General features: G+C 56.1%; 21 protein-coding genes. 11 read left to right on the forward strand and 10 right to left on the reverse strand.

Going from position 1 to position 23,351, the window contains the following annotated elements; all coding sequences use genetic code 11:
- Nucleotides 1-125: 125 nt before the first annotated feature.
- The 5 genes from H8K04_07320 to queG form a co-directional block, all read right to left on the reverse strand.
- On the reverse strand, nucleotides 126-1,463 hold the full coding sequence (locus tag H8K04_07320) for a sigma-54-dependent Fis family transcriptional regulator (GenBank protein ID UVT17342.1): 1,338 nt from the start codon (nucleotides 1,461-1,463) through the stop codon (nucleotides 126-128).
- 275 nt (nucleotides 1,464-1,738) lie between these two features.
- A complete protein-coding gene (locus tag H8K04_07325; protein ID UVT17343.1) occupies nucleotides 1,739-2,197 on the reverse strand; it encodes a cytochrome c in 459 nt (152 codons plus the stop codon).
- A 264-nt stretch (nucleotides 2,198-2,461) separates the two neighbouring features.
- Nucleotides 2,462-2,905: a group 1 truncated hemoglobin gene (locus H8K04_07330; GenBank protein ID UVT17344.1), complete on the reverse strand. Its 444-nt coding sequence runs from the start codon at nucleotides 2,903-2,905 to the stop codon at nucleotides 2,462-2,464.
- A 60-nt stretch (nucleotides 2,906-2,965) separates the two neighbouring features.
- Entirely contained in the window at nucleotides 2,966-3,913 is a 948-nt protein-coding gene (locus H8K04_07335) for a multicopper oxidase domain-containing protein (GenBank protein ID UVT17345.1), read from the reverse strand.
- Between the two features lie 179 nt (nucleotides 3,914-4,092).
- Nucleotides 4,093-5,127, reverse strand: coding sequence for a tRNA epoxyqueuosine(34) reductase QueG (gene queG / locus H8K04_07340; GenBank protein ID UVT17346.1), 1,035 nt, complete (start codon nucleotides 5,125-5,127; stop codon nucleotides 4,093-4,095).
- Nucleotides 5,128-5,611: 484 nt separating this feature from the next.
- Between queG and H8K04_07345 the strand changes: the two genes are divergently transcribed.
- From H8K04_07345 to thiE, 3 genes are read left to right on the forward strand one after another with little or no spacing between them, the layout of a single operon-like run.
- Nucleotides 5,612-6,724, forward strand: coding sequence for a DGQHR domain-containing protein (locus H8K04_07345; GenBank protein UVT17347.1), 1,113 nt, complete (start codon nucleotides 5,612-5,614; stop codon nucleotides 6,722-6,724).
- Nucleotides 6,717-7,310, forward strand: coding sequence for an SRPBCC family protein (locus H8K04_07350; protein UVT17348.1), 594 nt, complete (start codon nucleotides 6,717-6,719; stop codon nucleotides 7,308-7,310). Before H8K04_07345 ends, H8K04_07350 begins: the two co-directional genes overlap by 8 nt.
- A 56-nt stretch (nucleotides 7,311-7,366) precedes the next feature.
- Nucleotides 7,367-7,981: a thiamine phosphate synthase gene (thiE, locus tag H8K04_07355; GenBank protein UVT17898.1), complete on the forward strand. Its 615-nt coding sequence runs from the start codon at nucleotides 7,367-7,369 to the stop codon at nucleotides 7,979-7,981.
- Here the strand turns inward: thiE and bioD are convergent.
- Complete coding sequence (bioD, locus tag H8K04_07360) at nucleotides 7,932-8,669, reverse strand: dethiobiotin synthase (protein UVT17349.1); 738 nt, start codon at nucleotides 8,667-8,669, stop codon at nucleotides 7,932-7,934. The genes thiE and bioD overlap by 50 nt on opposite strands.
- A gap of 43 nt (nucleotides 8,670-8,712) precedes the next feature.
- Nucleotides 8,713-9,489, reverse strand: coding sequence for an SDR family oxidoreductase (locus H8K04_07365; protein ID UVT17350.1), 777 nt, complete (start codon nucleotides 9,487-9,489; stop codon nucleotides 8,713-8,715).
- 137 nt (nucleotides 9,490-9,626) lie between these two features.
- Here H8K04_07365 and H8K04_07370 point away from each other — a divergent pair, with 137 nt between their 5' ends.
- Nucleotides 9,627-10,523 (forward strand): hypothetical protein, encoded by an 897-nt coding sequence (locus tag H8K04_07370; GenBank protein UVT17351.1) that lies wholly within the window; start codon nucleotides 9,627-9,629, stop codon nucleotides 10,521-10,523.
- On the opposite strand, the gene H8K04_07375 is transcribed toward H8K04_07370, so the two are convergent.
- A complete protein-coding gene (locus H8K04_07375) occupies nucleotides 10,416-13,364 on the reverse strand; it encodes a bifunctional proline dehydrogenase/L-glutamate gamma-semialdehyde dehydrogenase (protein ID UVT17352.1) in 2,949 nt (982 codons plus the stop codon). The genes H8K04_07370 and H8K04_07375 overlap by 108 nt on opposite strands.
- 155 nt (nucleotides 13,365-13,519) lie before the next feature.
- Between H8K04_07375 and H8K04_07380 the strand changes: the two genes are divergently transcribed.
- The 6 genes from H8K04_07380 (at nucleotide 13,520) to H8K04_07405 (ending at nucleotide 17,015) form a co-directional block, all read left to right on the forward strand.
- On the forward strand, nucleotides 13,520-14,461 hold the full coding sequence (locus H8K04_07380) for an Mrp/NBP35 family ATP-binding protein (GenBank protein UVT17353.1): 942 nt from the start codon (nucleotides 13,520-13,522) through the stop codon (nucleotides 14,459-14,461).
- A 23-nt stretch (nucleotides 14,462-14,484) separates the two neighbouring features.
- The gene (locus tag H8K04_07385; protein ID UVT17354.1) at nucleotides 14,485-14,790 is read left to right on the forward strand and encodes a Rieske 2Fe-2S domain-containing protein; all 306 of its coding nucleotides are present in this window, start codon (nucleotides 14,485-14,487) and stop codon (nucleotides 14,788-14,790) included.
- Between the two features lie 45 nt (nucleotides 14,791-14,835).
- Nucleotides 14,836-15,201, forward strand: a complete 366-nt coding sequence (locus H8K04_07390; GenBank protein UVT17355.1) for a hypothetical protein — start codon at nucleotides 14,836-14,838, stop codon at nucleotides 15,199-15,201.
- Nucleotides 15,202-15,204: 3 nt separating this feature from the next.
- The gene (locus H8K04_07395) at nucleotides 15,205-15,570 is read left to right on the forward strand and encodes a hypothetical protein (protein UVT17356.1); all 366 of its coding nucleotides are present in this window, start codon (nucleotides 15,205-15,207) and stop codon (nucleotides 15,568-15,570) included.
- 4 nt (nucleotides 15,571-15,574) lie between these two features.
- Nucleotides 15,575-16,492 (forward strand): lipoyl synthase, encoded by a 918-nt coding sequence (gene lipA / locus H8K04_07400; GenBank protein UVT17357.1) that lies wholly within the window; start codon nucleotides 15,575-15,577, stop codon nucleotides 16,490-16,492.
- A 280-nt stretch (nucleotides 16,493-16,772) separates the two neighbouring features.
- Nucleotides 16,773-17,015, forward strand: coding sequence for a hypothetical protein (locus tag H8K04_07405; protein ID UVT17358.1), 243 nt, complete (start codon nucleotides 16,773-16,775; stop codon nucleotides 17,013-17,015).
- 83 nt (nucleotides 17,016-17,098) lie between these two features.
- Here H8K04_07405 and H8K04_07410 read toward each other — a convergent pair whose 3' ends face one another.
- Together H8K04_07410 and H8K04_07415 are read right to left on the reverse strand one after the other, a co-directional pair.
- Nucleotides 17,099-17,893 carry a class I SAM-dependent methyltransferase gene (locus H8K04_07410; protein UVT17359.1) on the reverse strand — a complete coding sequence of 265 codons (795 nt, stop codon included), beginning with the start codon at nucleotides 17,891-17,893 and terminating at the stop codon, nucleotides 17,099-17,101.
- A gap of 106 nt (nucleotides 17,894-17,999) precedes the next feature.
- Nucleotides 18,000-19,643, reverse strand: a complete 1,644-nt coding sequence (locus H8K04_07415) for an alpha-D-glucose phosphate-specific phosphoglucomutase (GenBank protein UVT17360.1) — start codon at nucleotides 19,641-19,643, stop codon at nucleotides 18,000-18,002.
- Nucleotides 19,644-19,900: 257 nt separating this feature from the next.
- On the opposite strand from H8K04_07415, the gene H8K04_07420 reads away from it, so the two are divergent.
- Entirely contained in the window at nucleotides 19,901-23,260 is a 3,360-nt protein-coding gene (locus tag H8K04_07420; protein UVT17361.1) for an AsmA-like C-terminal domain-containing protein, read from the forward strand.
- Nucleotides 23,261-23,351: the final 91 nt, after the last annotated feature.

A 23,351-nucleotide genomic window follows, 5' to 3' on the forward strand; every position in this document is an offset into this window, starting at 1 on the left:
ACCCCCTCGGTCCCTCGGACAAGGTCTGCGGTCATTCAGACGTTCTGTGTCGGCTGACTGAGTGCATGCTCAACGGGAGGAGCGCGCACCCAAACCTCTCCGTGTTGTTCCCGCGAGCGGCCTCCTTACTGAAGCTGGTACTTCGCCATGCGATAGCGAAGTGTGTTGCGCGTCATCTTGAGGAGACGGCTGGCTTCCGATACGTTGCCCGAGGTTTTTTTCAACGCCTCTTCCAGTATCTTCTTCTCCATCTCCTGGAACGACAACCCAAAGGCCAGCAGCGACGGTCTGGGTTCTAGACTCAGGGTATCTGTTGAGGGACGGGCTTTCACAGAAGCCGGTAAATGGTGGGGCTCGATCATCTCTTCTTTGCACGTAATCGTCAGCCATTCGACGACGTTGTGCAGTTCCCGGACGTTGCCGGGCCACTCGTGCTTCTGAAGAACGGCAAGAGTCGATGGCGCAACGGTCTTGATGCGGCACCCGCGTTCCTTTCTGGCCCGATCCAAAAAAATCAGGAGAATCGGCTCAATGTCTTCAAGCCGCTCACGCAAGGGGGGAATGCGTAACTGATACACATTCAGCCGATAGTAGAGATCGAGTCGGAACCGGCCGGCTTTGATACGTGCGAGCAGGTCTTCATTCGTAGCGGCGATGATTCGGATGTTCACTTTGTGGCTTCGAGTATCGCCCAACGGATCGATCGTGTGGTTTTCCAGCACCCGCAGGAGTTTGGCTTGGGCCATTGGGCTCATTTCTCCGATTTCGTCGAGAAAGAGCGTGCCCCCCTCAGCCATTTGAAAGCGGCCAGGCTTGGCCCGCTTGGCGTCGGTGAAGGCGCCGGATTCATACCCGAATAGTTCGGCTTCCAAGAGATTTTCAGGAATGCCGGCGCAATTCAGCGCAACCAGCGGACCGGCGGCTCGTGGACTCTCACGGTGAATGGCCTCTGCAAATAGTTCCTTGCCCGTTCCACTTTCTCCGGAAATGAGAACGGTCGCATCGGACGATGCCACTTCTTTGGCCAGTTGCTTCATCAGGTTCATTTGCGGCGAGACGCTGATGATCGAGGCGAACGGATCATGCGGAGAGAAGGATGGAACAGGCCAAGGTTGGTGAAGTGCTCGAGCAACGGCAGTCTGCAAATCTTCCAGAAGAATCGGCTTGGTCAAGCAATCCGCCGCGCCGGCGCGCATGATCTCAACCGCGTCTTTGACGGAATCGCGATCCCCGATCGCAACCACAGCCGGGAATCCAGGACCCTGGCGGGCATATTCAAGCAGGGGGGCCAGCGTATGCGGACTCCCTTCGCCGACAACCAGAGATGGCGAAATTTTCGACCAGAGAATAAGTCCCTCTGATACCGTGCCCGCCGAGTGCACGCTTGAGTGGGGAAATGCGGTTTGAAGGAGCCGCCTGAGACCGGGGTCTTTTGAGATCAAGAGGAACACGGGAAGGTTCATCGGAGTGCTCCTTATTTGGGACTCCTAAAGAACCAGTGCAACTTATTCTAAGCCTACACCCATTTGGGTGAGGAAGAAAAGGGTATAGATGAGAGGGGCAAGAATCCCAGGTGGCATTAAGGTGCTTGGAGCTCTGAGCAGCTTAAGTCCGGCGAGTCAATCTGGTTAGCTTCTTCTGGGTCTGGAGGATGGATGGGGAGGGAAAACGAGCTGTAGGTCGAACGGGTCGACCTACAGCTCGTTTCGAAATGCACGATGCTGGATGTCTTCAGCGGTTATTCAGCGTCATTACAGAAGGTCCGTTCGTAGGCAATAATCGTCCAGGCTTCCTCTTCGGTGAGCACGCCGCCCTTCACAAGGGCCGGCATGCCGGTGCCGGGACTCCCGTTCTTGACGACCCAGAAGAGTTCCCCGTCGTTCCGCTTCTTATGAAACTTGCAGTTCGTGAAGTTTCGGGGACCCGGCGACAACAACATCCCACCGGCGCCTTCTCCGTTTCCGTTCTGGTTGTGACAATTCGCACAGGTGCCCTTGCCTTCATAGAGTTCCTTACCTTTGGCGAGCACCTCTGGTGTGACGGTTATTGGGCTCTTCATTTTTCGTGCATCAGGACGTTCAGCCTCCGGAACACGCGGCTTTAGGGGATCGGCCTCGGGAGCTGCCCATCCGGCCGTACTCCACGAAGCAACGGCGACGATACTGCACACGGTCATGATCAAACGCTTCCCTCTCATGATTCCTCCTTGATGATTAACCCACTCATGTTAACGTCAGATGGTTACCGGCGCCGCGTGTTCAGAGGCGCAGATTTTGAAAGTATGATAACACGGTATTGTCCTAAGTGGCAGCACCCCTGCCGAGTCGAAAGTGATCGGGGACGATGGAGAGTTGGAGGCTGGTTTAGGTGTCTAGGTGAAGACGTTGCGGGCCAGAGTCTCAAGAGATTCTGGCCCGCAAGCGACTCACGTGAGCCCTGCAGTGTTCACCACTGCGAGTCGTCAAGGAACTTCGACGATATCGCTCTTCATCGGTCCGAGGACGGAGAGCAACTCACCCTTTTCTTTCTCCGGCACGTTAAAGGTATCCAGTGCGCTGACCAGATCCTCCACGAGCGCATTGAAGGCTGCGGTGGTGACTTTCATGCCCTTGTGCGTTGTCTTCATATCTCGACCTGAATAGGTGCAGGGACCGCCGCTTGCCGCACACACCTGCTCGACCAAAAGCTTATTGAGCTTCTTGAGATCGGTGGTCGCGAAGTAGCTGTTAATCCGCTTGTCTCCGCCCACGTTGTTGATGAACTTGGTGACGACGGCCTGAATGGCGCCTTGCCCGCCCAGCCGCTCATAGAGCGATCGGTCCGCCGCAAAAGATGTTGCGCTGCTCAATGTCCACGTTGCCGCTACCGCAACGGCGACCGTTGCTATCTGCTTCGAGAATCTCATGTCGTCTGCTCCTTTTTATAAGATGAAATAACCGTATGACCTCCGTACCCTGGCCCGGGGTTACGGGTTCCAGGGTGTGAGTGGCATCAAGCTGTCATACTTCTTGGGGTGCTGATTGGCGATCACCACCGCGATCGCTCCGCGTAAGGCTCCCGTTAAGGAGTGGGTTACGACAGGATACGCGCCCGGTTCATCAACGATCATATCGAATGTGGCGGCGCTGCCTGGACCGACCACATAGGTCTGGACTCCCGTGAATTTGTTGGCAGGATTGCCGCTCTCGTAGACATTGTCCCAGATTTCCGCGATTGGATGGAGAGCAGAGAACTCGTTCGGGCCGGCATTCACGAAATAGATCCGTACCCGCTCGCCCACCTTGACTTCCAACGGCTCCGATCCCGGGAAGAAGGGATGGTACTTGAAGATGCCGCCGTTGAAGATCGTATGGTCAAACTTCCGATCGAACATCGCCTGCACGTTGTCCGGGTTCTTCCACAGCTCGGATTGCACCAAGACGAATTCCCGATCGGCCTTGGGCCAGGCGTTCGCATCCTTCGGATCAACGATGATCGCCCCGAACATGCCGCGGCCCACGTGTTGGATCATCGGCGGTGCACCGCAGTGATAGAAGAACACGCCGGGCTTCTTCGCGACGAAGGTATACTTGATCGTCTCGCCGGGCTTGATTTCTCGGTAGTTCTTCAGGAAGTCGAGCTCTGCCGCGTGAAAGTCCATCGAATGGCCTTGAGCGTTCGTCGAGGGGTTGACGAGGGTGAAATTGACGGTATCACCCTCGGTCACCCGCACAACCGGGCCGGGCATCTGACCATTAAAGGTCCAGGCCTTGTACTTCTCGCCGGTGCCGCCGATAACGATTTCCGACTCAGTCGCCGTGAACGTGACATCATGGACTTTTGCGCCTGCGGATCCGGGCATAGTGATACACCCGCTGGCCCCCAATAGGACGGCAAGTCCTAGGGTAGATGTGAGCACACGAAACCTCTGCATGGTCGCCTCCCTTTTAATATTAGTGGAAATAGAAACGCTGCATTGAGGAGCGCAGCGTATTGGCTCCCCTTACCCCCCCGTCCCCTTAACTCAAATGCGCCGGATATTAGCGTACGAAGGTCTATTAGTCAATTTTGGAGAGGAAGAATTATCTGAACCGGAATCAGCCGGGAAAAGTCTTATTTCGATGAGACGATCCGGGATGTTTGGGACGATGTCAGGTTGTGTTGCGCGATTGCGACATTCCGCCGAAGCCCCTGATGTTTTGCACGACGGATCGGGCTGTGCTGAAACACCGTGGCAAAGGTCGATTCATCCATGCTCGAAAGCTCGCTCAACGTGGGTGCCAGCGTCACGCTCGAAGGTTGAAAGGCACTCTCCTGGGTCGGTTCTGCCCTGAGGTTGAACGGACATACGTCGAGGCAGTCATCGCAACCGAAGATCTTGTTCCCCATGCCTGCCTGAAGGTCATCGGAGATCGCGTCGGCATCGCCGCGCAGTTCGATCGTGAGGTAGGAAATGCAACGAGTGGCGTCGACGACATAGGGCTCGACGATGGCTTTGGTGGGACAAGCCTGAATGCACAGGGTGCAGCTGCCGCAGAGATCGGTTGCCGGTTCGTCTGGCTCCAGTTCCAAGGTGGTGAGAATTTCTCCCAGCAACAACCAGGAGCCATATTCAGCTGAGACAAGATTGGAATGTTTTCCGATCCAGCCAAGGCCCGCCTGTTCCGCCCAGGCTTTTTCCATAACCGGGCCGGTATCGACATAGGACCGGGTTTGAGCGTCCGGTGTCACAGTGTGAATGAATTGCTCAAGTTGCTTGAGTTTGCCGCTCAGGACCTTGTGATAATCCTTCCCCCAAGCATACCGAGCGATACGACCATGACCGGGCTGTTCATTGGCCCGATGTTCAGTGAGATAGTTGATCCCCAACGAAATGATTGATCGGCATCCAGGCAGTACTAAGCGAGGGTCGGCCCGTTTTTCAGGAGCACGTCCCATCCATGCCATGGTGCCGTGATAGTCTCGGCGGAGCCATTCGGTAAGACGACTGAATAGGCGCCGGGGGAGGGATGTCGTATGATCGTTGGAGGACGTGACTGGCTGATCTTTGGTCGACGAGGATGGATCGTCGGGGTTGACGCGCACAATGCCGACCGCATCAAATCCCAGGGAGCGAGCTTCTTGTTTGAAGGCTGTGGAAAGAGACATGGACACACGGGCGATTAGTGGTGAGCGGAACAATCAAAACGTACGCTGAACTGAACTGAACAATAGACCGATTGGCATCTGCCACATGTGCCGGTGATCCGCGTCTTCCAATCGGTTTCCTTCTCGTCGAAGCGGCACTGCAGTTTCCCTCCTTTTGAGATCGTCGTCCAGGGTTGCTGAGTGCCGGGAATATACGCAACAAGGCATCCTTGTGGAAATGGAACGCGGCATGGGCGTCCAATTTGGCCTTTCTCCATTGCAAAGCTGCATGAAAGTTCCGTGGTGGCTCCAGCATCGTCGACCCTCTGTGCCTCGGCATCGACGGAGAACGCGAGAGGGAGTAGAAATATCGACACCAGAAGACTGAGTGAGACCTGTCGCTTGAACATCGGTTCGGATGGTAACACAGCCGATTATCTTGCGGCCATGTGAGTGTGCGCGTAGAATCTTTCCGTCAGGTTCTCTGTCAACCACTGGAGGCCCTATGCTCGCCACGCGGATCAAGCAGAAAGAGGGCACGTTCTATTTTATCGCGTATAAAGCCGATGCGTTGTTGGAAAAGGTTCGCTTTACGAGCCGCTACTATTTCGAAGGTGAAGAAATCGCACAAAGCAAGATCTCCGAGCATGACGAAGTGGCGCAGTTCATCGCAGGAATCGAACGCAGCGAAAAAGGCTTTCAGCGCGTTTTGAATCGGCAGAAGATCAAGCAGATCGTCAATTTTTATGAGACTGTCGTGGCCCAGCCGATGATTCCCGGCACGGTGCTGCTGTTTACCGATGAAACACTTCGATTCCAAAAAATGGACGATTCGGAATCAATCGGCCATTTGAGCGAACCCAAGGGAAAGTATCTGGTGATCGACGGACAACACCGCCTCGCCGGGCTTCACTTTTTCCATGAAAAACATTCGGATCAAAGCGCGCAGGTCGAGGTGCCCTGCCTGTTGTTCGACGGACGGAGCGCGGACTTCGCCACGGAAATGTTCGTCATCATCAATTCCACGCACACGCGGATCAACCGGTCACATTTGGTTGATCTGTATGAAAAGGTGTCGTGGGAAAGTCCGGAAAAGAAATTCGCCGCGAAGGTCGCCGATCTCCTGTACGGCGAGCCGGACTCGCCGTTGCAGTATAAGATCAATCGACTGGGAGGACGGAGCAAACAGGAAAAGTGGATTCTGCAGTCCGAGGTCTTCAATGAGCTGTTGAAGGTCGTGACGGCCCATAAGCGCTGGATGGAGTCGCACCTTGGAATGAAACCCGATCGGTGTTATGCCCTGGTGCGCGATTACCTCAAAGGAGTGAAGGACGTCATGAGCGAGGTCTGGGGGCAGAACGAGCGGTATATGTTCACCCGCGATGTGACACTGAAGGCGTTGATTCGTGTGCTGGACGATCTGATCGTGGATCGCAAGCTCATCAATGACTGGGACGAGCAACGTTCCCACAAGCCGTTTGCCGAGATCGTCAAGCCTTGGGCGCCTCTGACCAAGGACTTTCGTGCCGACGGCTTCTATGAGCGTTTCCCGGCCAAGGGGCAACTTGAACGGGTTCGGAAGATTCACCAGCGGTTGCTGGATGCGATTGTTGGATAAGCGAAGCGGAATATTCCCGGTTCTTCTCTTGCTGCTGGTCTTTACAGATCTTCAGTCCGCTGCGGTGTGGGGGGCTGTCACTTCGGTGGCGGCTGAAACCGACAGGTTAGAGGTCGCGGCAGAGTCCGGCGGCGGAGTGCGTGCGACGGCGCATGTGCTCTTCCCGGCGAGCCCGGCCGTGGTTCAGGCGCTGTTGACTGATTATCGACATTGGCCCGATCTCTTCGAAGTGCGAATGCGGGTGGCCGGGTTGAATATCAGAGATGGAGTGGCCACGGTCGACCTTCGCATCGATCACGCGTTGATGCCCGGCGAGCATCGGCTGGTCACGGAGTCAAAGGCCTTGCCGGATGGCGGCCTCGTGACCGAGCTGAAGGGCGGAGACTTCAAGCGCTATCATCGAGTCTGGAGACTCCAGCCTGCCGGAGAGGGAAATCAGACACGCGCCGATTTTGAACTCGTCGTTGAGATCGAGGCCATGGTACCGGATTGGCTCGTAGCGGTCGCCATGCGTCAAGAGCTGGAAGCGCATTTCCGCCTTGTCAAACAGAAGGCGTTGGATCATTCCAAGCGGCCGGGAACATGATGGAGGCATCCGCCAGGAAGAGTTCTGGTGCCCGGGCACTGTCCGGCCTCTATGTCATTCTCGATCCTTCGATCAGTCCCCATCGCCCTCTGGCGGATGTCTTGAAGGTGTCGGCCGCAGCCGGTGCCAAGCTCTTTCAGTACCGAAACAAGACTGACTCGATGAAGGCGGCCTACGCTGAAGCGTCGGTGCTCAGGAATGTCGCGCGGGAACTCGGTGTGCTGTTCATCGTCAATGACCGCTGCGACCTGGCGCTGTCTGTAGATGCGGACGGAGTCCATCTCGGGCAGGGAGATCTTCCGCTCAGTCTTGCGCGAGCCGTGATGGGACCTGACAAGCTGATCGGCGTCTCAACGCACAATCCGGAGCAGGTGTCGGCGGTGATTGCCGGTGAACCGGACTATTTGGGATTTGGCCCGATCTTTAAGCCTAGTTCCAAGGCCGATCATGATCCCATCGTCGGCGTTGAGGGACTGACGGAGATTCGTCTGCTGACGGCGCTGCCGATCTTCGCCATAGGCGGGATTACGCCGCAGAATGTTGAGAAAGTGATGCGTGCAGGAGCCGACGGGGTGGCGGTGATTTCCGCGATTTTGAAGGCGCTGGACATTCGGGACGCCGTCAACGACTTCGTCTCGCGAATTTCAGCACCAACTTCGCCAGCTTCTTGATTGCAGCGGATCGGGCAAGATGCTTGGCTGAGGGACAGAAACGGCCCGGCATGCCGGGTTCATAGGGGAGCGGGCCGACCAGTGGTACACCAGCCTGTTGGCGGAGAATCTCAAGGGTTGATCGCTCTTGAAATCGGGAGAGGGCCGATCGGACTGAGTCGGTCCGATTCAAGACGAGGGCGATGATGTGGATCTGCTTTCGTCGAAGGGCCTCGATGGTCAGTAATGCATGATTGATCCCGCCCAATCCGGACCGTCCAACGACCACGACTGGAAGCCGCAAGAGCTTGATCAAGCTCATGACGTCGTCACGGCCCGTGATGGGTACATGTACCCCGCCGACTCCCTCCACCACCATGCAGTCATATCGGCTGGAGAAGAGCCGATAGACTTTTCTGATCGTGCCTGGATTGATATCCTGTCCCTCCATTCGAGCCGCGGCGAGTGGAGCGACCGGCAGTTCGAACGAGTAGGGGCGGATCGCTCCGAGCGCCTCCTCGCTTTCAATGACGGCTCGCAGCCGCGCGGCATCCGATCGGGCTTCTCCTCCTGCGGTGACCCCGGTCTCAATGGGTTTCATCACGCCCACCGAAAGCCCGCGTTTTTTGAGATGAAGGGCGAGCGCAGCCGCAACGAGTGTCTTTCCAACTCCGGTATCGGTGCCGGTGATGAAGATTCCGCCTTTCATGATCCCGCTCCAACGGTGTCCGGCATGTGAGGCCTCATCTCAATCAAAGATGTCTGCTGTCGCAGTTCCACACTTGTCCCGATACATCCTTGAGTTGGGCCAAGTGAACGATGGTCCCGACGACTTCTTCGATGGCCGGCGGACGGCGTAACGCATGGTCGGGCCAGCCGTGTTCTCCCGGAAACAGGCCTTCGGTCAAGTCGGTCTTCTGCCATCCCGGTAGCACGAGATTCACTCGAATATTCTGTGCGCCCCATTCCAGCGCGGCCGTTCTGACGAGTCCGATCAAACCGGCCTTCGAGGTTGCATATGCGCTCTGGCCGGTCGCGCCATGGAACCCTGTGTGGGAACCGATGACAATGATGGAGCCTCCACCGCGAACGAGCAACTGCGGCGCAATCGCCCGCAGACAGTGGAACGTTCCCGTGAGATTGGTGGCGATGACGTTATCCCAGATTTCTTCTGAATGGCGCACAAGCAAGTCGCTCTGTCCGATTCCTGCGTTGCAGATGAAGGCCAGGGGACCAGACGAGCGATTGGCGAAAGTGTCGATCATGCGGCGTATGGATTCAGCTTCTCGAATATCCGCACAGTAGATGTCACCGGTTCCACCGGCTTTGACGACGCCATCCAAGGTCGCTTCCGCCGCCGGGTTATTCCGATAGTAATGAACACCGACGTACCATCCGATCCTTCCAAACGCCTGACTGATGGCCCGACCGATGCCTCCGGAGGCTCCAGTGATCAGTGCAGCCGAATGAACAACGGCATTGGTCGGGCGGTCCGCGACAGGAAGTATTGACGATGCCGGAGATTCCATGCGGAGAGAATTATGCGGGGAGTAACCGCCGAAGGCAAGCGGGAGTCGAGCGCCAGACCGGATCCTAGGAACGCCGGTGGCTTGCCGCTATCGGGATTCCTGTGGTACCGTCAAAACTCGGTATTTGGAGCATGATCATGGTGAGACGTAGACTGCCTCTGCGAGTGGTACTGACAGTGGGAATCTGTTTGCTCCTGGGGCTGTACGCCTGGCCCACGTCGATTGGCGCGGAGGAGGCACTGACGATCCTCAAGTCCGAGGAGTATTTCCCTGACACGCTCGGAAGCCGCTGGACCTATCGTGGCCAAATCAGCGAGGGCCCGCTTCAGACCATCGAACTGAAGTTTTTCACGAACGTGTCGACGGTTTCAGGAACCAAGACGATCAATGGAGTCGCCGTGACGGTGTTCCATGACACCAATCCGGGAGATCATGGGCCATCGGACAGTTATTATCGGCGGGACGCGGTCGGCATCGTGTACTATGGGTCGGACCCAGGAACACCGCTGGAGAAACAGATTACACCGTATCAGATTTTCCGATTTCCCCTTAAAGTACCTTCGTCGTTTCAACAGTTTGACCGCATGGGGGTGGATTTCGGCAGCGACATGGATCGTGATGGAACTGATGAAAAAGTCGATGTCCAGGGATGGAGTAAGGTGGTCGCTCGAGAAACCATCACGGTCCCGGCCGGGACGTTTCAGGATGCCGTAAAAGTAGAAGCACGGATGAACATGAAGATTCGTTTATCGGGCAGCCGCCGGACCGTTTCAGGAATCGATGTGATGACGGCTTGGTTCGCGAAGGGCGTCGGGCTGGTGAAATATTCGGAACGGCAGGAATTATCCGCCGTCAAAGAAGACCGCGGTGTCGTGACGGAAATCACGGAAGAACTTGAGGAACACGATGTCAAACCGCTGAAGGCTTCATTGCGCGGATTCAAATCCTCGGCGAAGGGTATTTTCGCTGATCACTCTGGTAATCATGAACTGAGTCAGGGACTCCTCCCCGCCGGCTTTCGCCCCCGTTCCTGAGAAGCGATGCCCTCCGAAGGGCTGACGAAAGACCAAGGCGCCTGTAATCGGCCGATTCAAGTAGAGGTTCCCGACGTCGAATTCCTCCCGCGCCTTGGCAAGACTAGCCGGACTTCTGGCATACACTCCTCCGGTCAATGCATAGTCGGTTCCGTTGGCCAACCGAATCGCATCGGCGAAGCTCTCCGCCTTCATGACCGCCAGCACCGGTCCAAAGATCTCCTCTTGCGCCAAACGGTGGTGCGGTTGGATATCGACAATCACCGTCGGTCCGATGAAATACCCGTTCTGGTCCACGGTTCGTTGCACAAGCAGCCGGCCTTCCTCCTGGCCACGCGAAATATATCGTTGGATGCTTGCTTGGGCTCGTGCATCGATCACCGGTCCCACCTTAGTGCCCGGCTTCCAAGGATCGCCGACTTCCACGCTCAGGACCGCTTCGCGCAGACGGGCCACGAAGGAGTCATAGACGGCGCGATGAACAATCACCCGTGAGCAGGCCGAACACTTTTGTCCCGCGTAGCCCGAGAATGATGTCATGATGCCGGCGATCGCTTCGTCGAGATCCGCCGTTTCATCGACAACGATGGCATTTTTACCCCCCATCTCTGCGATGACCCGCTTGATCATGCGCTGTCCCGGGCGAACATGCGACGCTTCGTTGAGAATGCGAAGCCCCGCAGCTTTTGATCCGGTAAACGCGATCGTGACGACATCGGGATGCGCCACGAGCGCTTCTCCCATATCCGGTCCACCTGGAAGGCATGTCAAGCAACCAGCCGGTACGCCCGCCTCGATCAAAATATCGGTGAGCAGAATCCCCAGGCCGGACGACCGTTCCGATGGTTTGAAGAGGACAGGATTGCCGGTCACGAGCGCGGCCGAGACCATTCCCGTCGGGATGGCGAGGGGAAAGTTCCATGGCGCGATGACTGCGGTTACGCCGCGTGGACCATAGGTGCGCTGGTTGAGTTCTCCCGGATGGGTACCTAACCGCACCGGTTGTGCGAGACGGTCCATTTCGTCGGCGTAGTAGCGGAGAAAATCGATGGCTTCAGCAACATCGGCATCAGCGTCACGCCAAGGTTTGCCGACTTCAAAGATTTCCCATGCCGCAAGTTCGTAGCGGCGACGACCCATTGCGGAGGCAGCCTGGCGCAGAATGTCCGACCGAGCTTCCGGGGCTTTTTGCCGCCAGCCGTCCCATTGTTTCAGTGCATGTTCGATAACTTCATTTAGATCGGATACCGATGCACTCCGCACTTGAACCACGATCTCACTTGGTTGCGCAGGATTGCGGGATTCCAATAACGGACCGGTCTGACCTCTCTCCGTGACCGTGGCTTCCCGTCGGCGGCCGAGCTGAGACCGAACCGACACAATCTCCGCCTGCATGGCTGTCCGAGTCGCGGCCAGAGAAAAGTCACTATGCGGCTCATTGTTGAACACCGGCGGAACGCTCACTGATAAACGGCGAATGTCGGACGAGACGGTCGGGGAGGCGAGCAACCGGGTGAGCGGTTGGGATTCCACATACTCCTTTTGCAGGAACGATTCATTGGATGTATTTTCCAACAGTCGCCGAACCAAATACGCCATGCCGGGGAGCAAACGTCCGGCGGGGGTATACAAGCGGACGCGACGGCCCAATTTCACCATGGCGTGTTGGAACGGCTCGGCCATACCGAAGATCATCTGGTATTCTCGGGCTTCAGGTGCCAGTCCAAGCGATTCCGCGTGGGCTTCCACAGCCGCCAAGGTACGAAGGTTGTGCGTGCCGAAGGCGGGGCGGATCAGATCGGCATGTCGAAACAGCACCGGAATCAAGCGTTCGTAATTCAGGTCGGTTTCCGCTTTGTGTTCAAAAAGGGGAACCGGCCAACCGGCTTGTCGGTATCGGACGGTGTCTGAATCCCAATAGGCTCCCTTGACCAGTCGGATCGTGATCGGCACGCCGCGCGTGCGGACCCAGGCCAGCAAGTCCTCTACGTCTTGTTCGGTTTCTTGATGATAGGCCTGCAGCGCAAGCCCGGCGTAGGGATAGGTCCGATAGGCGGGCTCGGCAAAGAGCCGTTTGAAAATGTCCAAGATCAGATTCTTCGTTTCTGCTTGCTCCATATCGAAAATGAGGCCGGCGGGGAGCGATTGCGCCCGGTCGACCAGCGGACGGAGGCGCGCGGCGACCGACTCGTAACTTCCATCGGGATCGATCGGATCCAGTCGTGAGGAGAGGGCGGAAATCTTGAGTGAAAGCTGTACACGCGGAATCGGCCCCAGATGGTCTCGCTCAAGCAGGGAAGCGGAGGGCCAGGCTTCGGCTGCTTTCCCAAACTCGTTCAACGCGTTCAGGCATTGATCACGGTAGTGATCGGCTTCCAGCTCGCTGATCGTGGCTTCTCCCAACAGATCAACAGAGGAGGCCCGACCTTCCTTCCATAACTGGGACAAGACTGGAACTGCTTCTTCGATCGAAGCGCCTGCGATAAAGGTCCTCGCCATTTGTTCGACCTGTTTTCTGATCGATTTGCCTGCGAGGCGTGCGCCGATGCCGGTAGAGGCCACTGCCTTCAATCCCCATTGAAGTCCAAACAGCTCGCTGCCTGATCGACCGAAATACTCTTCGGCGAGCGAGACGACTCGTTCGTCATCTTGAATGACAGGAAGCACATCGATGAAGTGAAACAAGCGTGTCTTGAACGAGGCGTCCTTCATGGCCAAATTAATTGCCGACTGGGACCACCAGCGACCGTCGAAGAGGGAGGGCGAAAGCCCGGCGGAGAGCTGTGCGAGCTGCTCACCGATACGAACGATGGCCGGCTCAAGTGATGGCGACATGGTCATCGAGGCACCTGCATATCGACTCCGTTTGACTTCAGTATACATGCCTAACGACTGATGTCCATGGCTTCGCCTTCCCCAGTCGGTTATAGAGCCATGGTCCAAGCGACCCATTTCATTTCACGCATCGCATCGCTTAAGATGAGACCGTACACTTTATGTCGGCTCGACGAGGCGTCTCAGCATATGGCGACGGTCGAGCACAATCGGATGGGAGAATACGTATGGCTGACGAACATGCTCATGGGGCCGAGCAGCCCCAGGCAAAAGATACATTGATCCCCGGAGTCAAGCACGTCATTGCGATCAGCAGCGGTAAAGGAGGTGTCGGCAAGTCGACTGTTGCATCGAATCTGGCCTGTGCATTGGCATTGGCCGGGGCAAAGGTTGGATTATTGGATGCCGATCTCTACGGCCCCAATATCCCCATGATGATGGGCAGCACGACCGGACCGGAACAGAAGGACGGTAAAATTGTTCCTGTCGAGAATTATGGGGTGAAGCTGATCTCCATGGCATTTCTGGTGCCTGAAGAAGCCCCGCTCGTGTGGCGCGGGCCGATGGTTCACCAGTATCTGCAAGCGTTTTTTCGGGATGTGCTGTGGGGAGAGTTAGACTATCTGCTCATCGATCTGCCTCCGGGTACCGGTGATGTGCAACTCTCTTTATCGCAAATGGTTCCATTGGCCGGGGCAATTACCGTCACCACGCCGCAAGAGGTGGCTCTCTATGATGTCCGTAAGGGGATGGGCATGTTCCAGAAGGTGAATGTTCCCCTTCTAGGAATCGTGGAAAACATGAGCCACTTCGTATGCGGACACTGCGGTGAGCGGACGGAGATTTTCTCCTACGGTGGAGGTGAGCGGGCGGCGGCGAAGCTCAGTGTCCCGTTTCTTGGACGGATCCCGATTGATCCTGCCATCCGGGATGGTGGAGATACCGGCCATCCGATCGTGGTAGCCAATCCGGCATCTCCCCAAGCCGCGGCTTTCCGCGATATTGCGAAGACGATCATGGACAAGCTAAAATCTGATGGAAAAAGCGGCTCGTCCATCGATAGTTTGCTCAAAAAGATCAAGCAACCCTTTAGCTCTAATTGAAGACGTCATTGCGGAGGGAAGGAATGGCAGAGTTCATACGCATAGCAGCGGTAGCCGATGTGAAGCCGGGACACGGTATTGTGGCAGAAGTAAACGGGATGAGTCTGGCAGTATTTAATGTAGAGGGAGATATCCGTGCCATCGACAATACCTGCTGTCATCGTGAAGGGCCTTTGGGAGAAGGAGAGTTGGAAGGGAACGTCGTGACTTGTCCTTGGCATGGATGGCAATTCAACGTGACGACCGGCGCCTGCCTGAATAATCCATCTGCAAAGGTACTGGCCTATCAGGTGCAAATCGAAGGCGATGATGTGAAAGTATTACTTTAGGTATGAACGAGTCTGAAAGGACGAGCAGGGCAGGGAGCTGAGGCGATGGCTATTTCTCCCGAAGATCAGACCGAGATCGCGGCGACGCTCGTGCGTCTCTACGTCTTTCTCACGCAGTACCTGGATCGTTGCTTCGATGACGCCGCTCGGAAGAACTATCCGGATTCCGAACTGCAGACGCACCTCGATGAGACACGCCGACAGCTCATGGAAATCCTGTCGGTCAATCCAGTCGTGAAGAGGAAGCTCGCCGAAGAGTGTGACCGGATTCTGACGCTGGGTGCCGCGTGTTTAAAAGCCGGTTCGGCCGACACGAAGAGTCGAGAGGCGATGCAAGCTGAACGGGCCGTGCTCAGGAACAAGACCATCGCGCTCAGCGACTTAGTTGCCGTCTTCAGAGCGTTAGCATGACTGATGGGGCAGGTGGGGTTCGACAAACATCAGCTTGCCGGGTTGGATGACCGCGAACGCGGATTCAGCCGGCCGGTCGAGTTCGAGCGAACGGGACAAGGGTATCGGGCGGTCTTGCGGTATGAAACCGTCCGTGTCACGACGGAGATACATCGGACCTCCGAGGAAGCACTCACCGTTTTGATCCAGGCCTTACAGGCTCAGGGGTACAGACAACTCAAGACTCAAATGAGTTTTCGCAACGGTGTCTATCTCGGTTCCCAGGAACTCTGGGTGGAGTATCCGGATCCGCCGCAAGCCGAGCCGGCGCAACGTGGTTTCTTTGAGAAGATCAAGAACTGGATTAGATCTCGCTCGGTGAATGGATAGCCTCATGACCTTTGTTCCGCTGGGCCATCTCCGGTCTTCACCGGTTCGGCGAGACGAGGCATCCTCTGATGGCCGGCCTCGTCTTCCGTCATGGTTCAAGGTGCAGGCCAAAACCGGCCCGGAGTATCTCGATATTAAGCAAACGATGGAGCGGCTGAAGCTCCACACGATTTGCGAAGAGGCGGGCTGTCCAAACAGGTGGGAATGTTGGAATGCCCGCACCGCGACGTTCCTGATCCTCGGCGACATCTGTACCAGGCGCTGCCACTATTGCTCAGTGCAGACCGGGAAGCCGATTCCGGTCGATAACGGAGAGCCATATCGTGTCGCAGAGGCGATTCGCGCGCTCGGTCTTCTCCATGCCGTCATCACGTCCGTGAATCGCGACGAACTACAGGACGGGGGCGCGTCGGTCTTCGCCGAAACAATTCGGCAGACCAGACATCTCAATCCGACCTGCACGATTGAAGTATTGATTCCGGATTTCGAGGGAAATGAGGCAGCTCTGGCGGCAGTCTGTGCGGAGAAGCCGGAGATTTTGAATCACAACATTGAGACCGTGAGACGGCTCTTCTCATCGATCCGCCCACAGGGAAAGTATCAGCGATCGATCGACCTTCTTGCACGCGCAAAGCAGCATGGAATGAGAACGAAGTCCGGTCTGATCGTAGGGATGGGTGAAACACTTGATGAAGCGCGCGAAGTCATGCACGATCTCCGGAAGGTTGATTGCGACATCATCACCATCGGTCAATATCTCCAGCCGACGCGAGACCACCTTCCCGTCGCCCGATTCTACGATCCGTCTGAATTCATCGCATTAAAAGAGGAAGGGTTCGCAATGGGTTTCAGTCACGTTGAATCGGGTCCGCTGGTCAGAAGTTCCTATCATGCCGAGCAACAGAGCGACCGCGCATCGTAAAGAAAGATCGACCTGGGGCATCTCACGGTGATCATGGGGCATTGTATTTCGATCCTTCCTCGTTTCGCATAGACTTTCGTTTCTTGTCTTCAGCAGGCCAGGCGGTACTTTCATACTGCGAGTGAGCTTCTCGATAATCCCCCCGCCAAAACTACAGCGAGCTCTCGATTAAAGAACGCTCATGAAGAAGTCTTCATGATTTATTCATGTGGCGTTCATGTGACGGAATTATAAAAAAAGCATGAGTATACAGAGTTCACTTTATAAGAGGAGGGATGTCATGAGTGTGAAGAGTATGATGTTGACCGTTGGATTCTTGTCGATGGCTGCAACTGCCATGGCGGACACCTCAAACAGTCTTACTGCCGACACACGTCGGGTCGATGTTATTGATACCCACAAGGAGCTGGTGACGCAGTTGGACAGCAACAAAGGCGGAGCTCATGAGGCGCGCGTGGATGTCATCGGAAGTATCGAGTCTACAGGGCCGGTGTATCCTTATATCGCACCGATGAACCGCTAAGACCTGCTGAAACGACTGAGGAGGATATGGCCATGTCCTCCTCAGATTTCTTCCAAATCGTCCATCCTAGTCTCTCCGGTTTCTCACGAAGTGCGTGTGCATCCCGAAAGCACACAGCGTTGAGCAATCAGCGGTGTGAATCGAGCAATGTCTTGCGAGATTTCGATCATAAACCGGTCGGCGAGGGACTGATCCTCAAAACACTCGTAGACGTCGTCAAGAAAACCACCGCGAAGCAGCGGGTGATAGAGAAACTCATGATCGGGGCCGGTCGTGACTTCGAGTGGGTATTCAATTGCCTCGATGTGCTCAAGGTCGAGTTCCTCGAGCCATCGTCGCCCATCTTGCGCTGAAGGTCGTTCGTTCAGGTAACCCTGAAAACGCTCTTGCTCGCCAATCAGGCCGTGCTGGATCATCGCCTGATCTATTCGCTGCCAGAGTGAATCGAACGTCCCATGCGATGGAAAGGTCAGCACCAGCTGACCTCCCGGTTTGAGATGTTGCACCAGTCCCTGAACCGCTCTGAGTCGGTTCGGGCGAAAGAACATGACCGAAAGATTTCCCGTGATGCGATCAAATGTCGGCAGATCGGCAGGCAGGGATCGCATGTCCATACACTCGAATCGAAGCCATGGCAATTGCGAACCTTGAATGGCTCGCGCGCGTGCGACTTGACCGGCACTCGCATCGATGGCCATCACTTCTCCTGTTGGGCCAACCTGTTCAGCCAAATAAAAGGCCGGAATGCCATGACCGCAGGCGACATCGAGAACGCCGATACCTGGACGAAGATCCAAATGGCGGAGCAGCGATTCCGCAAAGGGCGTGGACCAATAATCATGCTTCGGAAGAGGCCATCGAAGAGCAGGCTGGTTCATGGTAGAAGGAGGTGGGAATCAGGCTTGTCCTTGCGGATATCGGATGAGGCACCTTGGTATGGAGCGCTGCTCACCTCGAGGAACTCCATATTCGGAATACCGGGCATCAATGGATTTTCAGGGCTTTCCCGACTAACGCTCGTGCCTCTTCCTGTATCTGTTTCAAATGTTCTCTTCCCTTGAAACTTTCTGCGTAAAGCTTATACACATCCTCCGTGCCTGAGGGCCGGGCGGCGAACCAGCCGTTCTCGGTCACGACTTTCAGACCACCGATCGCTGCGTTGTTGCCCGGAGCTTTGGTCAGCATGCTTACGATTCGGTCTCCGGCCAGTTCGGCTGCGTTCACTTGATCGGGTGAGAGTTTGGAGAGAACGGCTTTTTGCTCAGGCGTCGCAGGTGCATCGACGCGTTCATAGACCGGCTCACCAAGTTCTCCGGTAAGGTCCCGGTATAACTCGGACGGATCGCGGCCGGTTTTGGCCATCATCTCAGCCGCCAACAGGTCCATGATGATGCCGTCCTTGTCGGTAGACCAGACTGTGCCGTTGTGACGGAGGAACGATGCGCCGGCACTTTCTTCGCCACCGAAGCCGAGTGATCCTTCGAGCAGACCGCTCACGAACCACTTGAAGCCCACCGGCACTTCGACAAGTTTTCGTTGAAGTTTGGCGGCAACTCGGTCGATCAAGCTACTACTGACCAAGGTTTTGCCGATACCAGCGTCAGAATGCCAGCCGGGACGATTGGCGAAGAGATAGGCAATCGAAACGGCGAGGAAGTGATTGGGATTCATCAAGCCGGAGCGAGTCACGATGCCGTGCCGGTCGTTGTCCGCATCGTTTCCGAATGCCACGTCGAAGCGATCTTTCAAAGCGATGAGATTGGCCATCGCATAGGGAGATGAACAGTCCATGCGAATCTTGCCGTCCCAGTCCAACGGCATGAATCGAAATGTCGGATCAACTACCGGATTGACGATCTCAATATCGAGTCCGTAGCGCTCTGCCAGTGGCTGCCAATAGGCCACACCGGAGCCACCTAGGGGATCGATGGCAAGCTTCAATCTGGCGGACTTGATGACATCGAAATCGATTACGTTGATAAGGTCCCCAAGATATGCGCCGGTGTACTCGTGTCGATGGGTTGTGGGTGCCTGCCGGGCCAGTCCGATCGACATGCGCTTCGTGCCGTGGAGTTTTTGGCTCAGCAAGGCATTCGCTCGGTCCTCAATCCACTTGGTGACCTGCGTATCGGCGGGTCCTCCATGCGGGGGGTTGTATTTGATCCCGCCGTCTTCCGGCGGATTATGGGATGGAGTGATGACGACACCGTCGGCTAACCCGGAAGTTCGGCCTCGGTTATAAGTGAGGATCGCATGTGAGATAACGGGCGTCGGTGTGAATCCGTCATTCCTGTCGATCATGACCTCAACACCATTTGCCGCGAGGACTTCGAGCGCAGTGACCAAGGCAGGTTCCGACAGTGCGTGCGTATCCTTCCCCAAATAGAGCGGGCCGGTCGTATGCTGTGCAGTCCGATATTCGCAGACTGCTTGAGTGATCGCCGCGACATGATCATCGTTAAAGCTGTGCTTAAAAGAGGAGCCTCGATGCCCTGACGTGCCGAATGAAACGCGTTGTTCACGGGCAGATGGGTCCGGCTTCCCGGTCGAATACGCAGACAAGAGCTTACTCAGATCCACGAGGATTGACGTGGGTGCCGGCTGTCCTGCGAGAGGATGAGTGTCCATAGACAAGGTGTAGTTCCAATACCCGTTCTCTGTCAACTCGGGAAAGTCAGATGAAGATGAGAGGGTGTGACTGCTGGTGCGATATCAAGATGGTAGTGACGCGAACGATTTCTTTACGCCTTATCTACATCGAAGGGACGTCGAGGACGCGTGAAGGCGCGGTGAGAAATCCCTTGTAGAACGCTGAGTTGATAGATTTAAACTGATCGATCCGGTAAGATGCCAAGAACGACGCTTATGTGCTCTGAGGGGGTGGTGTGTCCCGTCTTCGGCTTGCGCTTGTCATTATCCTTTCCCTCGTGATGATGGTCGGAATCTTTCTTGCGTTCTCCAGAGAACTGACCGGGGAAGACTATCTCAAGGACTTTGTCCTCAATCAACTCGAAGAGAGCCTGGGGAGGAAGATCGACGTTCATCGCGTGAAATTTGTCGTCTTCCCGCGCATTCGTGTGGAACTCTCCGACGTCACCATTCATGACCCCCAATCGGATCAGGCGGTATTGACGGCTAAGCGGGTCAATCTTGTTCTGCGTCTCTGGCCGCTTCTCAAGAAGCAAGTCGTTGGGAAACGATTATTGATCGAGGAGCCGACACTCACGCTTCGGCGGAACGAACGTGGTCGCTGGAATGTTCTGGATGGATTGAACGGCCAGGCCGATACCGATGAACGAACGATGGAGCAGATGGCCCAGACATTCATGATCAGGGAAGCCAAGCTCGTGAATGGCACGATTACCGTCATCGATTCGGCCAGACCCGATGGAATTCGGTCCATCAAATTGGAACACGTCGAGTTCGGCCTGCTTGTCCGGGCCGACCGTGGGCTTGCGGAATTGCATGCGTCGGCGGCTCACCAAGGGGCGCAGGGACTATCGGCTGTTTCACTCGATGGAGTCATCAAACAAGCGGAGCAACCAGTGTCCTTATCCGGGGAAGAAACAGGACAACCTGGTTCAGGATTTCAGTTCGAAGGACATATCGATGCCGCTGATCTCAAAGTGCGTGACGCCGCTGACTTTCTTGGCCCTCGGCCGGTTCCTGAGCATCTTCAAGGTGCCTTGAATCTCCGGAGCACCGTTCGCGTGATGCCGGGGGTAGCCGGGTATGACATGGTGTTATCAGAGATGACCGCGCATTTGAACGATATCACGATGACAGGAAATGCCAATCTCGCCGGCCTTCTGACGCCTCAGCCCACGTTTTCGGTGACGTTCACCAGCACGCTTGTCGCTCTTCCTCAGCTGCTGAAAACGATTCCCTCGGCTTGGATCCACCCGCAGCTTCCAGCTGTACTGGCAGATCGCCAGATTGACGGCAAGGTGCAGGTCATCAATGCGACATTGACCGGATCTGCCACGACCGGCCCTCAGCTTTCGACGACCGGGGAGTTCCATATTCGTGAAGGTCAAGGACTGATCGGCCGCGATCGTGTGGCGGTGAAAGATTTGGCTGCGGTCGTCATTGTAGAGGCTGGACGTGTTCGCATCGCGAAGGTGACCGGACTGTACGGAGCGATGCACATCACTGATGGAAAAGCGGAGGTGTCGTTTCTTGACGCAGGCCCGTGGCTCGAACTGGAGATCACAGGAGAGACGGGGGCTGCGCATTTGCTGGAGTTTTTGGCCAAGACCGTATCGGCCGGGCGAGTCACGCAAATGCTTGCCGGCATTCGGGATGCGGAGGGTATGGCACAGTCGACCTTTCGTCTTGTGGGCCCTTTGAATCAGTCCGGTGGGATTACGTTTGCCGGTGGGGAGATTACAGCTCGTCAGATCAGTTTCTCCCATGTCGCGTTGCCTGAGCGTCTGACCGGAGTGCAGGGGCGATTCGTTCTGGCTGATGGGTCTACTCAGTTTGAACAAGTCACCGGACATCTTGGAGGGACCACTGTGCAGGTCCAAGGAATGATTGGCGGCGGCACGGCGAGCGTATTTCAAGACTTTGCCATTCGTACGCGCGGCGATGCTGCGCAGATGGCGCGCTTGTTCCGACCCGCTGTAACTCAACCAGAGGCCTTCGTGGGTACGCTCAGCTCGGCAGTTGTTCTAGCAGGTTCGACGACGAGGCCGCAGATTCGAGGAACAGTCGTGCTCGATGAGGCTAAAGTGACGCTGGGGTCGATAGAAAAACCTGTTGGAGCGCAGGCCACGGTCGAGTTTGAAGGCATGATGCCCCAGGGCACCGGTGTGACGTTGCATCGGGTAGAGCTGGTTTTGCCCGCGGTGAGTATTCCGGCTAAGGGAACCCTGCATTTCGGCGATCGCTTCATGATTGATATGGCCGTGGCGACCAGCACGTTGTCGGTATCCAGTCTGCCGGAGTGGGCATCCAAGAGTTGGCTTGAGGCAGGTAATCTCGAGCTCTCGCTCGACATCAAAGGCAAAGACACGGATTGGAAGGCGTGGCGGATCACCGGATGGATGGGGTTGACGAATGGATTGATGACGGCCAAGGGGATCGAAGGACATATTCAGGACCTCTATGCGCGCGTAAAATTTGTGCGCAACGAGGTCGAACTCAAGCGGCTGTCGTTCAAAGTTCAGGGCAGCGACATTGCCATAGAGGCCGCGATTCGAAACTGGCCGGCAAAGCCGTTGATCACCGGGAGGATCGAATCAAACCAGCTTGACTTGGGTTTGCTGATTCCGAAGGGTGAGCGGACTCCGATTCGTGAGTTTCTCGAAACGTTAGCGGCCACCAGTCATGTCACTATGTCGGCGGCTGTCGCGCGGGGGCACTACAGGCATATGAAGTTCGGCGCGATTTCGGCGCGGATCAATATTCAGGACGGTGTATTGGATATCGACCGGATTTCCGGCGAGTCGACCCACGGACACGTGGCTGGACGGCTGGTGGTGCAACTTCCACCCAAGGCGCCGGCGGACCTTGACCTCTCGTTCCGGGCCACCGGAGTGGAGTTCGATGACCTCATGAGACTGACGAAGACGCAAGCCCACAGTGTGTCAGGAGAAATCCGTTTCAGCGGTGTGCTTCGAGGCCACGGACGCAATCCACACGGGATCTACCCTTCGTTGAACGGAAAAGTCGAGCTGTTGTTGGAAAACGGGCGCATCCTAAAATCAAATGAGCGGGCGGTATGGAAAATCATCAGTTTGCTGAACCTCCCCGCTGTGCTGCAGGGGAAGGTCGATCTTGAAAAGGAGGGACTCCCGTATAACAGGATATCCGCGATCGTGACCATTCAAGACGGCATGTTTCAGACAGAAAATCTCATTATCGATAGCCCGATTCTGAAGATTACCGCCGCCGGAAATTACGACCTGCCGACGGATCAACTGGATCTCGCCGTGGCCGTGAGTCCGTTTGGGTCCTATTCACAATTTCTCAAGACGATTCCACTCTTTGGCCGAATCATTGCCGGGGACCGCAAGGGGTTGGCCACAGCAATGTTCACCGTGAAGGGCGCGTTAGAAGATCCTGAAGTGACCTATCTGCCGGTAAAGTCCTTTGCGACCGGCCTGTCGGGCTTGGCCCAACTGGCGGTCGATGTCTTGACGAATACGCTGACGCTTCCCATGGATCTGGTAACGCCCGATGAAGAAACTGGAGTGAGACCAAAGGATATGACTCTCTCACCAGCTCCTGTCGTGCCTTGACCAACACCAATTCTTGACCGACCTACGCTCCCATGCTAGCATCCCGTTCAAGATGCTGAAAATGCTCGCCGGCTTCGTTCTCGCATCGTTT

Origin of the sequence: Nitrospira sp. (assembly GCA_024760525.1) — a bacterium.
Lineage (GTDB): Bacteria > Nitrospirota > Nitrospiria > Nitrospirales > Nitrospiraceae > Nitrospira_D.